The organism is Methylacidimicrobium sp. AP8, from assembly GCF_903064525.1.
In the GTDB taxonomy this organism is placed as follows: Bacteria; Verrucomicrobiota; Verrucomicrobiia; order Methylacidiphilales; family Methylacidiphilaceae; genus Methylacidimicrobium.
The window spans coordinates 1,349,653-1,364,144 of record NZ_LR797830.1; the positions used below are offsets into that span (position 1 = coordinate 1,349,653).

The 14,492-nt window shown below is 63.5% G+C and carries 15 protein-coding genes; 7 read left to right on the forward strand and 8 right to left on the reverse strand.

The annotated features are described in order from the left end of the window. Positions 1–2 precede the first annotated feature (2 nt). On the forward strand, positions 3–989 hold the full coding sequence (locus MTHMO_RS06275) for a hypothetical protein (protein WP_202214024.1): 987 nt from the start codon (positions 3–5) through the stop codon (positions 987–989). Between the two features lie 306 nt (positions 990–1,295). Here MTHMO_RS06275 and MTHMO_RS06280 read toward each other — a convergent pair whose 3' ends face one another. Then, positions 1,296–2,435, reverse strand: a complete 1,140-nt coding sequence (locus tag MTHMO_RS06280; protein ID WP_370568361.1) for an ISL3 family transposase — start codon at positions 2,433–2,435, stop codon at positions 1,296–1,298. Between the two features lie 59 nt (positions 2,436–2,494). On the opposite strand from MTHMO_RS06280, the gene MTHMO_RS06285 reads away from it, so the two are divergent. Next, complete coding sequence (locus tag MTHMO_RS06285) at positions 2,495–2,824, forward strand: transposase (protein ID WP_255535447.1); 330 nt, start codon at positions 2,495–2,497, stop codon at positions 2,822–2,824. Beyond that, complete coding sequence (locus MTHMO_RS06290) at positions 2,824–3,681, forward strand: IS3 family transposase (protein WP_237394804.1); 858 nt, start codon at positions 2,824–2,826, stop codon at positions 3,679–3,681. The genes MTHMO_RS06285 and MTHMO_RS06290 overlap by 1 nt, the downstream gene beginning before the upstream one ends. On the opposite strand, the gene MTHMO_RS06295 is transcribed toward MTHMO_RS06290, so the two are convergent. Then, positions 3,678–4,172: a TetR/AcrR family transcriptional regulator gene (locus MTHMO_RS06295; RefSeq protein WP_202214027.1), complete on the reverse strand. Its 495-nt coding sequence runs from the start codon at positions 4,170–4,172 to the stop codon at positions 3,678–3,680. The two genes, MTHMO_RS06290 and MTHMO_RS06295, sit on opposite strands and share 4 nt — an antisense overlap. A 45-nt stretch (positions 4,173–4,217) precedes the next feature. Here MTHMO_RS06295 and MTHMO_RS06300 point away from each other — a divergent pair, with 45 nt between their 5' ends. Beyond that, complete coding sequence (locus tag MTHMO_RS06300; protein WP_202214028.1) at positions 4,218–5,891, forward strand: NAD(P)/FAD-dependent oxidoreductase; 1,674 nt, start codon at positions 4,218–4,220, stop codon at positions 5,889–5,891. On the opposite strand, the gene MTHMO_RS06305 is transcribed toward MTHMO_RS06300, so the two are convergent. Continuing rightward, complete coding sequence (locus MTHMO_RS06305; RefSeq protein ID WP_202214029.1) at positions 5,867–6,553, reverse strand: dienelactone hydrolase family protein; 687 nt, start codon at positions 6,551–6,553, stop codon at positions 5,867–5,869. The genes MTHMO_RS06300 and MTHMO_RS06305 overlap by 25 nt on opposite strands. A gap of 199 nt (positions 6,554–6,752) precedes the next feature. On the opposite strand from MTHMO_RS06305, the gene zwf reads away from it, so the two are divergent. Further along, positions 6,753–8,261 (forward strand): glucose-6-phosphate dehydrogenase, encoded by a 1,509-nt coding sequence (gene zwf / locus MTHMO_RS06310; RefSeq protein ID WP_202214030.1) that lies wholly within the window; start codon positions 6,753–6,755, stop codon positions 8,259–8,261. A 14-nt stretch (positions 8,262–8,275) separates the two neighbouring features. Here zwf and MTHMO_RS06315 read toward each other — a convergent pair whose 3' ends face one another. Genes MTHMO_RS06315 through MTHMO_RS06330 form a run of 4 tightly spaced genes read right to left on the reverse strand, consistent with a single transcriptional unit; the run spans position 8,276 to position 12,253 of the window. Further along, positions 8,276–9,472, reverse strand: a complete 1,197-nt coding sequence (locus MTHMO_RS06315) for an argininosuccinate synthase (protein WP_202214031.1) — start codon at positions 9,470–9,472, stop codon at positions 8,276–8,278. Between the two features lie 51 nt (positions 9,473–9,523). After that, on the reverse strand, positions 9,524–11,413 hold the full coding sequence (gene dxs, locus MTHMO_RS06320; RefSeq protein ID WP_202214032.1) for a 1-deoxy-D-xylulose-5-phosphate synthase: 1,890 nt from the start codon (positions 11,411–11,413) through the stop codon (positions 9,524–9,526). 3 nt (positions 11,414–11,416) lie between these two features. Next, positions 11,417–11,707, reverse strand: a complete 291-nt coding sequence (xseB, locus tag MTHMO_RS06325; protein WP_202214033.1) for an exodeoxyribonuclease VII small subunit — start codon at positions 11,705–11,707, stop codon at positions 11,417–11,419. A 15-nt stretch (positions 11,708–11,722) separates the two neighbouring features. Then, positions 11,723–12,253, reverse strand: coding sequence for a hypothetical protein (locus MTHMO_RS06330; RefSeq protein ID WP_202214034.1), 531 nt, complete (start codon positions 12,251–12,253; stop codon positions 11,723–11,725). A gap of 75 nt (positions 12,254–12,328) precedes the next feature. Between MTHMO_RS06330 and MTHMO_RS06335 the strand changes: the two genes are divergently transcribed. Further along, the gene (locus MTHMO_RS06335; protein ID WP_202214035.1) at positions 12,329–13,363 is read left to right on the forward strand and encodes a deoxyribonuclease IV; all 1,035 of its coding nucleotides are present in this window, start codon (positions 12,329–12,331) and stop codon (positions 13,361–13,363) included. Between the two features lie 7 nt (positions 13,364–13,370). After that, entirely contained in the window at positions 13,371–13,709 is a 339-nt protein-coding gene (locus tag MTHMO_RS06340; protein ID WP_202214036.1) for a glutaredoxin, read from the forward strand. Here the strand turns inward: MTHMO_RS06340 and MTHMO_RS06345 are convergent. After that, entirely contained in the window at positions 13,699–14,487 is a 789-nt protein-coding gene (locus tag MTHMO_RS06345; protein ID WP_370568264.1) for a uracil-DNA glycosylase, read from the reverse strand. The two genes, MTHMO_RS06340 and MTHMO_RS06345, sit on opposite strands and share 11 nt — an antisense overlap. Positions 14,488–14,492 lie beyond the last annotated feature (5 nt).

Genomic DNA, 14,492 nt, shown 5'->3' on the forward strand with positions numbered 1-14,492 from the left:
GAATGACTGCTGACACCTCCCACCGGCTTGACGGTCTGGAGCCGGACAATCTTCTGGCCTTCCTGGCCCTCCTCGGGCTTTTGCGGGCACTGCAGGCTGCCGATAGCACGTTATCTCCCCGCGCCGCCTGGGACATCCACACCCCGCCCTTAAGGCCCAGGCTCATTCTGGCACGCGCCCTCACGCAGGAAGAAGTGACCGAAAGCGCGGTCAACGGCGTCAATGCGCTTTCGGTCAGCTATGGCTTCGGAAACCGGAAAGACTTGAACTATTCGCGGGAAGAGTGCCGCGCGCTTCTGGAGCAGGAAGCCAGAGCTGCCCGTTTCGATGCGCGGGAACGTGCCGATCTGTTAGCGGCCTTGATGAGCGACGCCGCCGCCAAATCGGACAACGAAGAACTCATCGATCCGACGCCGCTCTGCCTGCTGCTCTCCCAGGGTCATCAGCATTTTCTGGAACGACTGGCCAGGGTGCCGCGGGAGTTGGCGCCGCCTCTGCGCCGGAGGGGGAGAAGGACTGTTCGATTGTCCGCCTCCAAATGCTTGGGCGAAACCCTGTTTGCGCCTTGGCGTCGCAACGACCCGACCTCGTGTTCTTCCTTCCGTTGGGATCCGGAAGAAGATGTTCGCTATGCCCTGATGGCGGGCGATCCCACACAATCGGCATACAAGAAGGGTACCCAGCTTGGCGCCAACTGCCTCGCCGTGCTCGGTCTTGCAGGGCTCACTCTCGTTCCGGAAACCCGAGCCGGCCGCGTGCGTCCCAATATTGTTGGGGGCATACCCGGAGCGGACGGATTTTCCTTCGCTTGGCCGATCTGGCGTGACCCGGCGACGTATGCTGCGATCCGCGCGTTGCTCGCCCATCCCCATCTGCTCACGCCCGGCGCGCTCGCCCACCTTGGAGTCGACCACGTGATGGTCGCCCGGCGCATCTTCGTCGCCCGGTACTGGAATTTTTCCCGCGCTCGGCCCTTGTCGTCCCCGTAGATCGAGCCAATCCACACAACCGATTGAACGGATCCCCCTCTGTCGCCCTGCGCCGCCCGTAGCCCGACCGGACGCTGGTGCGGGGCGCGCGGTTCGTGAGCGAATTTGCTCATTCCCCGTGCCCCGGCTACCGGATTGGAGACCCAGGCGGAACGGCGGAAAGTGGTGACGTAGTCGAGGGTCGGCCTGCCCATGAACGCGGTGTCAGAGCCGTCTTCCTCGGTGGCGAGGGCACCCGCTTCAATGAGGCCGAGGCGCGAACGCCTCGGATACCGTGGCAAACTGAAAAAAGGCCTCTTCGCTATTTCATGTGGCCAAGGCGGGAACATCCAACCTCAGCCTTCCGGCTTTGAGGAAAGCGGCGATCCGCAAGCACCGGAAGCTTCGGAAGCCTCTGGCCATCCTTTTGGCAAGCTGGATGAGTCCGTTGATCGCCTCGATGAGACCATTGGTCACCCGGCTCTGGAGGAAAGCAAGGACGCCGTCCAGATGGTCTTTGATCGTCTTGGAAAGCTTTCGGAAGGGAGCAAGCCGACTGCGGTGGGCCCACTGGAACCACCAGCGGAGCTCTTGGGGATCCTCTTGGGCGAGGATCTCTTGCAGAGCCTCCCGCAACCCAATGGCTCTTCCCAGTCGGGGGTAGGCGGCGCAAAGGGAAGCGCGCAGACTCTTCTGCTCCCTGCTTCGCGTCCATTCGTTGCCTCGCAGTGCCCAGAGGCTTCCCTTCGGCAGCAGCCCCTGACGCACGAACTCCTTACGCACCTGGTCGACCGCCTCCCCCGCCATCTGCATGAGGTGGAAGCGGTCAAAGACGATCTGCGCCTTGGGGAAGTGCTCCTTGGCTCCGCAAATGTAGGAAGGGCTCATGTCCATGCAGATTAGCTCGATCTGCTCGGGACTCGCTCCATGCTCGCGCATCTCCTTGGCAAATGCCTCCAAGGCCTCCTTCCCTTTGCCTTCCGCGAGGAAGAGGAGCTTCCGGCTCTCCGCGTCGGTAACGGCGGTCACGTAGCGGTGACCCCGCTTGCTGCTGGTCTCGTCGACCAAGATCCGCTTCACCCCGCTCCAATCCTCCTTCCGATAGGCCTTTTCCACGTAATGCTCCAAGATTCTCCACAGCCGGGTGTCCTGCTCCTTGAGCATCTTGGCCACCTGGGAAACCGGCATCTCCTGGGAAAGCATCAGGATGACCGCCTCCATCATCAGGGTAAACCCGCTCCCCGGTCTGGCCCAGGGAACTTCCGCCAACCGCACTCCGTGCTCCGGACAGTCCACCCGAGGAACCCGCGCCACCAGCTCGGTCTTGTACTGCCAGAAGTTCATGTGCCTCCACCGCTTCTCCACCGTGTCGTGCGCAGGAGAAGGACGCCCGCATTCCGGACAGGGGAACCGATGGCCCTCGCGAAAATCGAGCCAGATCTTCAAGGTGTGATCCACCGCAGACAGTTTGAAGTTTCTTCGATTTTGCGGACAGGGGCTTTGGGGGTTAGAAAGGAAAACTCCAAATAAACAACGGAAAGAGCAGCAGCAAGTTCGCGCGGCGTTATGACCGCGAGTGTAAAGAGAATGCGGTGGCCCTGGTGCGAGGGGGGCGTTCGATTCACGAGGTAGCTCGCGATCTGGGCGTTTCCCATTGGTCGCTGAATCTGCGGGTCAAGGAAGCCCAAGGCGGTCGGGCTTTCAGCGATCCCAAGACGTTGGCGGCCGAATCGCCCGAGCAGCGCGAGCTGCGGAGGTGGCGCCAGGGAAACGACTATCTGCGCCCTCAGCGCGACATTTTACAAAAAGCATTGGGCATCTTGTCGGCCGAGATGCCTGCCAGCGATATGCGGTGATGCAAAAAATGACCAAAGATTATTGCCTCACCGAATTGGCCGAAGCTCTGGAGGTTTCCCGGAGCGGCTTCCATGCTCACCGGCACAAGGACCGGGGAAGCCGTCTACAACGGGACAAGCAACGGCTTGCGGCCATCCATTCAGTTTTCCTGGAAAGCCGGAGAAGCTATGGCAGCCCGCGCATCACCTGGGCACTGCGTAAGGCCGGAGAGCCTTGCGGCAAAAATCGCGTGGCCCGCTTAATGCGGGAGCTCGGTCTGCGCGCGAAACAAAAACGCCGCTTCCGTCCCCAAACCACCGATAGCGCCCATCGCCTTCCGGTCGCCGACAACTGGCTGGCCCGGATGCCCGCGCCGGATCGCCCCAACCAGATCTGGATCGGTGACATCACCTCCATCCTCACCGCCGAGGGCTGGCTTTATCTTTCCGCCATCCTCGATGCTTGTTCCCGCCGGTGTGTCGGCTGGCATGCCGAGGACTCGCTCTCTACCTCTTTGGTGACAAGAGCCTGGAAGAAGGCCTGGAAAAGCCGACGCCCCGGCCCAGAGCTCTTGCACCATTCCGATCGCGGCGTCCAGTATGCCAGCGGAGAGTTCAACGCGCTACTGCACTCCTGCGGTGCCGTCGCCTCCATGAGCCGCAAGGGACAGTGTTATGACAATGCCATGATGGAATCCTTCTGGGCCACGCTCAAAACCGAGTGCTTCGGCTCCTTCCTCCCGAAAACAAAACAAGGGGCCAAGATCGTGATCTTCGATTACATCGAATGCTTCTACAACCGCCGCCGCCTTCATAGCGGCCTCCATTACCAATCCCCGCTGGACTTCGAAAATAATCTCGCTAACCTAAACAACTAAACCCTCCGAAGCCCCGTCCACGTTTTCGAAGAAAGATCAAGGAGAGCGAAGGCACGGTCCGCCGCCTCGTGGGCCTCCGGGTGGCGTTCGATCTCCGCAAGCTCCGGCCCGAACATCAGGCGGAAGTGGTCGGGATGGCTCATGGCGAAGGAGACATAGACGCGACCCAGGATGCAGAGCTGCTCCCACGCATCGGCAATCCGGGCGCCCGCCTCTTCCATCTCTCGGGGCATCTCGACAAATCGCTCCGCCGCCAGGGCCGCTAACAGGCCCTCCTTGTTCCGAAAGTGGCGATAGGGCGCGGTCGGCGACACCCCTACCCGCGCGGCGACGGCACGAAGGCTCAGGCCCTTCGGCCCGCCGAGCCGGATTTCTGCCAAGGCGGCCTCACTCAGGGCCTCACGCAGGCGGCGGTGGTGATAGGCGCGCGCGGTGGACGGCGGAGCACGCTTTCCTCGATGTGGGGTCGACCCGCAATTCGGCTCTTCCATAGACGGAGAATGGAGAGAAATGTTGATTATGTTATCGCTGATTACATGAGCGCTCCTGATCGTTTCCGCACTCTTCGGAATCATACTTTCGATGTCATCGTGATCGGCGCCGGCACCGGTGGCTTGACGGCGGCCGCTCTTCTCGCCCGAAGAGGGAAACGGGTGCTGGTTCTCGACCAGCACACGGTCCCCGGAGGGAATGCCACGACCTTCTCGAGACCCGGATATACTTTCGACGTCGGCCTCCATTACCTTGGAGGCTGCCACCCAAATGGCCTTATCCCCCGCATCCTGCGGGCGGCGGGAGCGGACCCGGTCTTCTTCGAAGAGATGGATCCCGACGGCTATGACATCCTGCTCTTCCCCGATCTGGAGTTCCGGGTACCCAAGGGGATCGAGGCGTTCCGGGAACGGCTGCGAAACGCCTTCCCCGGCGAGCGGCGGGGGATCGACCGCTACTGCTCTCTTCTCCGGTCGCTCGAGCGGCTTGTGCACGAGTCGGCAAATCCCGCCAAAACCCTTTGGAACCTCTTGCGCTCACCACTCCTGCTCCGCTGGGCCAACCGCTCGTTTGCAGACTTCCTCCAAAGCTCTACCCGGGACGTCCGGCTCCGGGCGCTCCTTGCCGGCCAACATGGCAACTACGCACTTCCTCCCAGTCGAGCCTCCCTGCTCATCGGCGCGGGAGTCGCCGAGCACTACCTCGAGGGAGCCTACTATCCCCGCGGCGGCGGCCAGATCCTTTCCGACTGCCTGGCCGCGTCGATCGAGGCGGTGGACGGGAATATCCTCCTCCGGAGTCGCGCCCAAGAGATCCTGGTCCGAAACGGAAGGGCCGTCGGCGTCCGGTTCCAGAACCCCTATCTAGGCGTCCAGGAGGTCGGGGCCCGGTATGTCCTTTCCAATGCCGATGTAAAGGAAACACTCTTACGGCTGATCCCCGAGGGGGTGCTCCCCTCGCGGACCCGGGAGCGAGCCCGCCGCTGGGAAATGGCACCCGCCCTCTTCGTCGCCTATCTCGGAGTCCGCCGCGCAGCCTTGGAGAACCGGCAGACCCGGAGCAACTATTGGATCCACTCCACCTACGATCACGAGGCGCAATACCGGCAGGCCGCGCGGGGAGAGTTTCCGGAAGCGCCTTCGGTATTTGTTTCGATCGCTTCGCTCAAGGATCCTAGGAACGATTCCCTGGCACCCGCGGGGATCGTCAATCTTCAACTCATGGCGGTGGCTCCCAGCCGACCGGAAGCGTGGGGAGTCTCCGCGGAGGCCGAAAGCGGCAGCCGCTACCGGAGCAGCGCCCTATACCGGGAGAGAAAGGAGGCCTTCGGCCGGAGGGTCATCGAGCTGACACGCCGCGCATTTCCCTGTCTGCCCGAGGAGATCGTCTATCAGGAGTTCTCCAGCCCGCTCACGCATAGCCGCTACACGCTCTCGACGGGCGGTACCGGATATGGGATTGCCGCCAGCCCGGGGCAATTTCTCTTCGGCCGCCCGGGGTCACGGACGAAGCTGCCCGGCCTGCTTCTTTGCGGAGCGAGCTGTCGCACGGGCCACGGAATTGCGGGAGCCATGATGTCGGGCTTGATGGCGGCTGCGGCCATCCTCGGTCCGCGCCTGATGCTCGAGGTGCTGGGAAAGGCCAACAGCGTGGGGCGCTGCATTCCCGACATCGCCACCGTCCCACCACGGGTTTACGACTCGGAACGGACGGGATGACTCTTGGGCCAATGGCGGCGAAACCAGTCGGCGGCCAGGCGGGCGACCTGCTCAAGAGCGCCCGGCTCCTCGAAGAGATGGGTCGCCCCGGGAACGACGGCCAGCTCTTTTTCACAGCGCAGCTCCTGAAGCGCTTCGCGATTCAAGCGGAGGACCGGCGAATCCGCTCCTCCCACGATCAGCAGGGTCGGGCACCTCACGCGGGCCAACGCGTCCCCGGCAAGATCGGGCCGACCTCCCCGGGAGACGACGGCCGCGATCTCCGAGCCCTCTCGGGCGGCGGCGACCAGGGCCGCACCACCGCCCGTGCTCGAGCCGAAATAGCCGAAAGCGCGCCTTGGCTCTCCCAGGAAGTCCCGCAGCCACCGCGTGGCGCCGAAAAGCCTCTCGGCCAGAAAGGCGATATCGAAGCGGAGAGAGGCGGTCCGCTCGTCCTCCTCTTCCTCTTCGGGAGTCAACAGGTCAAAAAGCAGCGTGCCCGAGCCGTTCTCCTGGAGGAAACGAGCGACGAAACGGTTTCTCGGGCTAAACCGGCTCGATCCGCTGCCGTGGGCGAAGAGGACGATCCCGTCGGCCTCGGGAGGCACCTCGAGCGTCCCGGGCAAACAGATCGCGTCGATGGTGATCTCGACCTCCTCCTTCCATTCCGACTTTTTTGACATAAGGGACTGAAAACCCGCCGCGACATTTGGTAAAAAGGTTAGCTTTAGATCTGCTCCTCCGCAAGCCGCTTCCCGGCTTGCGCTGTCCGGGGCCGATCCCGTAATCTTCGCGAAACCGGCCGGAAGAGAAGCGCCGGTATGGTCGTCCGCCGGACGGCCGCGCCGGAGCCGGCATCAATCACCAATAAGGAGCCCCTTCATGAATCGCACCTCGCTCTCTCCCACCGTCTTGGTTATCTTTGGCGCCGCCGGGGACCTGACTTGGCGCAAGCTGGTGCCCGCCCTCTACTCCCTCTCGGCAGAAGGTTGGCTTCCCGAGAAGTTCGCCGTCATCGGTGTCGATCGAAAGGAAATGACCAAGGACGAGTTTACCGCGCATCTCCGTTCCGGGGTGGAATCCTTCTGCCGCCGGAAGCTCGACGACGCTTCCTGGTCGGCGTTCGCTGCCTTGCTTTGCCAGTACCATTCCGGGGACCTCACCCATCCCGACACCTTCGAGATTCTGGCCAAGGCGATCGCCGACCTCCGCCAGCAGTGGGGCGGGGACGCCAACCCTGTCTTCTACTTAGCCACCTTGCCCTCGCTCATTCAGGCCATCGCCACCGAACTGGGCAAGGTAGGGCTGGGGAAAGGCACCCCCGGGAGCCGCATCGTCGTCGAGAAGCCCTTCGGACGAGATCTCGCCTCGGCCCAAGCGCTCAATCGCTCTCTGGCCGAAGTCTTCGAGGAGAAGCAGATCTTCCGGATCGACCACTACCTCGGCAAGGAAACCGTTCAGAACATTCTCGCGCTCCGTTTCGCGAACGCCTGGTTCGAGCCCATTTGGGACCGGCGCTATATCGACTCTGTCCAGATCACGGTCGCGGAAACGATCGGAGTCGAACAGCGAGGAAGATACTACGATCAAGCCGGCGCCCTGCGCGACATGGTCCAGAATCATCTGCTTCAGCTCTTGTGCACGGTCGCTATGGAGCCGCCTGTCTCGTTCGAGGCAGAAGAGGTGCGCAACAAGAAGACCGACGTGCTCCACGCGATCCGCCCTTTTCCCACCGAAGCCGTCCACCGGCTGGCCGTGCGCGGCCAATACGGCGCCGGCTGGGTGCGCGGCCAGCATGTGCCCGCCTACCGGAGCGAGCCCGATGTCTCCCCGGACTCCTTGACGGAAACCTTCGTCGCTCTCAAGGTCTTCGTCGACAACTGGCGCTGGCAGGACGTTCCTTTCTATCTACGAACAGGCAAGAGGCTGCCCCAGCGCATCTCCCAAATCGTGATCAGCCTTCGGCCCGTCCCTCACCAGGCCTTTCCTGAAATCGCGGTCGATCAGTGGCATCCCAACCGGATGATCCTCAACATCCAGCCGAAGGAGAGCATCCTGCTTAGCTTCCAGGCGAAACGGCCCGGACCGACCATCCGGCTCACCCCGGTCGACCTCCGCTTCTCCTATTCCGAAGCCTTCAAGTCCGAATCGCCGGAAGCTTACGAAACCCTCCTCCGCGATGTCATCCTCGGAGACGGCACGCTCTTCATGCGCGCCGATCAAGTCGAGGCGGCCTGGGCGCTGGTCGACCCGATCCTCCAGGTCTGGGAATCCAATCCCCCGACCGATTTCCCCAACTATTCGGCCGGAAGCTGGGGACCGGAGGCGGCACAGGTTCTGATCGCCCGCGACGGCAGGAGCTGGTACGAAAGCCCGGAAGACGGGGAGTGAAGGGTCGGCCGCGGCTAGGAAGCCCGCCCTCGTCGCGCCGCCGTCCGCAGCCGGAGGGCATTCAGCCGGATGAAGCCGCCCGCATCGCGCGGATCGTACGCCCCGTGATCGGCCTCCATGGTCGCCAGCTGCGGGCTGTAGAGGGAGTAGGGACTCTTGCGCCCCAACGTTTGCAAAGCTCCTTTGAAGAGCCGGAGGCGGACCGTTCCGGTTACGTACCGCTGGCTCTGCTCGATCGCCGCTTGGAGAAACTCCCGCTCCGGCGAAAACCAGAAGCCGTAATAGACCAGCTCGGCATAGCGCGTGACCAGAGAATCCCGCAGATGCATGACCTCCCGATCGAGCGTCAAAGTCTCTACTTGGCGGTGGGCGAAGCGGAGGATTGTCCCCCCCGGGCATTCATAGACTCCGCGCGATTTCATTCCGACAAAGCGGTTTTCGACGATGTCGATACGGCCGATCCCGTGCCGGCCCCCGATCTCGTTGAGCGCGGTCAGGACTCCCGCCGGGGATAGGCTCTTCCCGTTGACGGCTACGCAGTTCCCGGATTCAAAGTCGAGGTCCACCGTCTCCGGCTCGCCCGGGGCGTGCTCCGGATCGCACGTCAGCCGGAAAAGATCGGCCGGGGGAGGTTGCCAGGGGTCTTCGAGGATCCCGCTCTCGTAGCTAATATGAAAAAGGTTGCGGTCCATGGAGTACGGCTTGGCCTGCGTGACGGGCACCTCGATCCCGTGCGTTTCCGCATAGCGGATTAGATCGGCCCTTCCCGCAAACTCCCACTCCCGCCAAGGAGCGATGACGCGCAGATCCGGAGCCAGCGCCGCGAAGGTCAGCTCAAAGCGTACCTGGTCATTGCCTTTGCCGGTTGCCCCGTGCGCGACCGCGTCGGCCCCGAGCTCCCGCGCGATCTCGACCTGCTTCTTGGCGATCAGGGGACGAGCGATCGCGGTGCCCAAAAGGTACTGCTCCTCATAAAGCGCCCCCGCCCGTAGCATGGGGAAGACGTAATCCCGGACGAATTCCTCCCGGAGATCGGCGATGAGGCAGCGGGAAGCGCCGCTGCGGCGCGCCTTTTCCTCAAGACCGTTCAGTTCCTCCCCCTGGCCGATGTCGGCGCAATAGGCGATGACGTCGGCCCGGTAGCGCTCCGCCAGCCACTTGAGGATCACGGAGGTATCGAGTCCACCGGAGTAGGCGAGAACGATCTTCATGGAAGCTTCCGTCGCAGACACCGCGCCTTTTGCGAGCCGGCGGGTTTGCGCCTACGCGATCTCCCCGAAGGACCGTTGCCTTCCTTTAAGGATGGGACGCAGTTTTTCCAGAGCCGCTTCGACGGTCAGGCCGTATTTTTTCCGCAGCTGATCGACCTTGCCGTGCTCGATGTACTGGTCCGGCCAACCGATCCGGACGACGGGAACCGCAATCCCCATGTCGGAGAGCGCCTCGAGAACTAGGGATCCGAAGCCTCCGGCCAAGACGTGATCCTCGATCGTCACGATCGCCTCGACCCTGCGTGCGAAGAATTCGAGGGTTCCCCGGTCGAGCGGCTTCACGGTTCGAGGATTGATCACCGCCGCCGAAACCCCCTCGGCTTCGAGGGCATCGGCAAGCGCGCGGGCCATCGGAATCATCATGCCCAGTCCCAGGATCGCCACATCCCGGCCATGCTGGAGGACTTCGGCCCTCCCGATCGGGATCAGTTCGGGGAACGGCTTGACGGTTGCGCCCGGACCGGCTCCGCGCGGATAGCGGATCGCGACCGGTCCCGGATGATGCATGGCCGTGAAGAGCATGTCGGCCAGCTCGTCCTCATCCTTGGGATGGAGAATCGTGATGTTGGGCACGCAGCGGAGGTAGGAGATGTCGAAGAGGCCGTGATGGGTCGGCCCGTCGTCGCCGGATAGCCCGCCCCGGTCCATGCAGAAGACCACGGGCAGATTCTGCAGGCACACGTCATGGACGATCTGGTCAAAGGCGCGCTGCAGGAAAGTCGAATAGATCGCGCAATAAGGCTTGAAGCCCTTGGTCGCCAGCCCGGCTGCAAAAAGCACGGCGTGCTCCTCGGCGATTCCGGTATCGAAATACCGGTCGGGGAACTTCGGCTGGAAGCGGTCGAGTCCGGTTCCGTTCGGCATGGCCGCCGTGATCGCCACCACCTTGCGGTTCTGATCGGCAAGCTTGATCAGGGTGTCGGCGAAGACCTGGGAGCAAGTCACGGTTTCGCTCTTGGGCGTCTCTCCGGTCACCGGATGGTAGGGACCGAGGCCGTGGAACTTCTTCTGCTTCTCCATCGCCGGCGCGAAGCCCTTCCCCTTTTGGGTGAGCACGTGGAGCAGGACCGGATGTTCCTGCTGCTTTAGGAACTCGAACATCGAGATCAGCATCCCCACATCGTGGCCGTCGACCGGACCGTAGTAGGTCAGACCGAGCTCCTCGAAAATCACGCTCGGCAGCAGCAGGCTTTTTACCGCCTCTTCCGCCTTCCGCGCCGCCCGAAGGACCCCGCGATTGGGAATCTTCTTGAGGAACTCCTCCGCCCGGTCGCGAAGCCAGGAGTAGGCCGGGTGGCTGACGATCCGGCTGAAATAGCTCGCGATGGCTCCGACGTTCTTGTCGATCGACCATTCGTTATCGTTGAGGACCACGATCAGCCGCCGGGTCTGCTCGCAGACGTTGTTGAGGGCCTCGTAGGTGATGCCGCAGGTAAACGCCGCGTCTCCGCAGACGGCGATCACGTGCTCCTTTCCCCCACGGCGGTCGCGGCCGACCGCCATGCCCAAGGCGGCGGAAAGAGCGGTGCCCGCATGGCCGGCCCCGTAGCAGTCATGTTCGCTCTCCGCACGGTTGAGGAACCCCGACAGCCCGTTGGGCTGGCGGATCGTCGGAAAGAGTTTCCGGCGGCCCGTCAAGAGCTTGTGGACATATCCCTGGTGGCTAACGTCGAAGACGATGTTGTCTTGCGGCGTCTGGAAGACGTAATGGAGCGCGATGGTCAGCTCGACGACCCCGAGGTTAGGCCCGATATGGCCGCCGTTCTTCGCCAGGACCGTGATCATCTCCTGGCGAATCTCCTCGGCCAAGCGAGGCAGCTCTCCGATCGGAAGCTTTTTCAGATCCGCCGGCGAATCGATCTCATCGAGTAGACGTCCCAAGGATTACCCCTCTTTTTCCTCTTCTCCTCGGAGGGCGGAGCCCTTCGGATCCGCCTGCGGCGTTCCGACCGCCGGCTCCTGGCCCCCGGGCCCTTGCCCCAAAACGGTGATCTTTTGCTCCGCCAGGGAAAGTTTGTCACTACAAAACTTCACAAGCCGCATCCCTTCCTCATAGCGATCCAGCAGGTCCTCGAGAGCCAGATCTCCGCTCTCCATCCGGGTCACGATCTCCTGCAGCCGCCGAAAGGCCTCCTCGAAGGAACCGGCATTCTCTGCCGCATCCGTTTTCGCCATGAAGAGCCCCCCTCGCTATCCTCTGGCCTCCGCGGCTTCCGTACTTTCTCTTCCGATCCGTAGCCGCTCATCGCCCGAAAGGATCTCCTCGAGGCCTTCCCAACCGACCTCATCGATCTCGTTGAAGAGCCGGAGGTAAATGGCGACGTCTAGCCGGGGGAAGCAGGCGAGAAGCCGCTCGAGCGCCTCCCGCAGCTTTTCCGGGGAGGGCTCCTCCCCGAACTTCTCTACGACCCCCCGGCCATCATGGGGGATCTCGAGGGCATCCAGCCAGGCGCAGAGCATCGGCGCGCGCGTGTGCACCAGCCAGCAGGTGAAGAGATGGGAGGAGATCTCCTCGCTCTGCGGCAGGGAGAGCACCCGCCGGGCGAGCTGATGCCTCTGCGCCTTCGGCATTTCCAGGAGCTTCCCCTGCCGGATCCCCAGGCGGCGGCTCGTCAGCTCGATGGCGACCCGGTAGAGCCGCTTATCGGAGTCGCGAACCGCGAGGAGGATCTCGTGAACCCATTCATCCGGAATCTCCCGCCAAAGAGTCCACGTGGCCATGCTCGTCGTCCAAACTCATCTTGCCCCCGCCGCTTAAAAAGACAATCGTTTTTCACAAGTCCTCGGAACCCAACGATGCCGGGAAGTTCAAGGAAGGAAGCGGAGGGAGCCGCCCCGCCATCGCGAGGACGGCAGCCTCCCGTTTGCCCCCTATCCGCCCCCGAGCTTCGGGGCCGGCTTCTGGGTGCGCACGTCTCGATCGCCGGGGGGATCGAACGTGCAGTGGAGCGTGCGGCCCAATGCGGTTTTTCCGCCGCGCAGATCTTCCTCAAGAACTGCCGGCAATGGACAGCCCCTGCTCTTGGAGCCGAAGAAGCCTTGGCCTTCCGCCGGGCCGCTTCCGCTTCCGGCATCTACTTTTTTGCCCATGCCGGCTACCTCCTCAACCTGGCCGCCTCTTCGGATCCCCTGGCCGAGCGATCCTCGGAAGCGCTCCGCGAGGAGGTGCGGCGCGCGGCGCGGCTGGGCCTTCCCTTCCTCGTCCTCCACCCCGGCGCCGCAGCGCCCGGCGAAGATCCCGACGCGGCCCTGGCCCGGCTCGTCCGGCGGCTCCGAGCTCTCTTTCCGAAAGAGGCATCGCCGGCGGGCGTGCGCATCGCCTTGGAGACCATGTCCGGACAAGGAAACCAGCTCGGATGGCGGCTGGAGCAGCTGCGCCGGGTTCTTGAGGAGCTGGACGACCCGGAGCGGTTCGCCATCTGCCTCGACACCGCCCATCTCTGGGCGGCCGGCTATCCCCTTGCGACTCCGACCGGATACCGGGCCTTCATCGGGATGCTGGAAGGCCTGGGGCTCGCCGATCGGGTCTGCGCTATTCATCTCAACGACTCGGCGGCCGCGTTCGGATCCCGGCGGGACCGCCATGAGCACCTGGGCAAAGGATCGCTAGGGCTCGCCGGCTTCGGCCCGCTTCTTCGGGACCCGCGCTGGTCGCGGATTCCGATGGTTCTGGAGACTCCGAAGGTGGAGGGCGTAGAGGACGATTGCCGCAACCTCCGCGCGATTCTGCCGTTTCTCTCCGGAACGAGACCGGAGCCGCTGCGGAAAGGGCCGGAAACGGACCCCGTAGCGGAAAAAAGCATTGGCGTTCCTCCGACTGCCGACCTATAGGATAAACATGAGCCAACCCAAGATTATTGCCTATCTGAAGCCCACCTGCGGCTGGAGCCAGGGCGTGCGGGCGATCCTAAGGAAATATCAGCTCTCCTATGAGGACCGCGACATCATCAATGTCCCGGCGTATCGGGAAGAGATGATCCGGAAAAGCGGACAGCCTTTCTCTCCGTGCGTCGAGGTGGACGGAGAGATGCTTGCCGATATCAGCGGCCAGGAGCTCGAAGAGTGGCTCATCGCCAAGGGTCTGGTCCAAGCCAGCGATCGTCCGGTGGACGTTCCGACCGACCAAGGGTGCTCGGGCGAGCATCATTCCGAGATCCCCGTCCGCATCAACTTTTGACGCTTTCGCCGCCGGAAAGGGTTCCTTCGCGGCCGGCTTCGAGCAGCGCACGCGCGCGGGAGAAGACCGCGTCGAACATCGCCTCGGTCAAGCGACCGGTGAAGGTGTTCTGCTGGCTCGGGTGGTAGGAGGCGAGCAGGGTTCGCCCTTCCGGGAGGGTGAATTCCGCTCCGTGGGCGAACGTAGTCCGGCTGCGCGGCAAGGAGGAGGCCGCCTCCTCCGGCCAGCGCTGCCGCACCCAACGGAGCAGGGTTGCGAAGGCCAATCCGCCTAGTGCGATCAAGACCCGGATTCTGACGAGGGCGTCGAGTTCCCGAGCGAGAAAGGGATAGCAGTTGCGCCGTTCGGCGGGTGACGGCCGGTTCTCCGGCGGAGGGCAACGGACGGCGGCGGTCACGAAGCAGTCGAAGAGTTGCAGGCCGTCGTCGCGGTCGCGGGAGATCGCTTGGTTCGCAAAGCCGAAGCGATGGAGAGCGCGAAAGAGCCAGTCTCCGCTCCGATCTCCGGTAAAGATCCTGCCGGTCCGGTTTCCACCGTGAGCCGCGGGAGCCAAGCCGACCAAGAGAAGGCGGGCCTGCGGGTCGCCGAATCCCGGAACCGGCCGGGCCCAATAACGGAACCCTGCATAGCGCTTGGGAGGGTGCGCGGCCGCCTCCTCCCTCCACGCGACCAGACGCGGGCAGCGGCGGCAGGCGACCACCTCCTTTTCGATCTCCGCGATACACGAAGTGGGCGGAGCCCCCTCCCCGAGCCGCCGCCGCTCCGCCTCTCCCCGCACCCCCG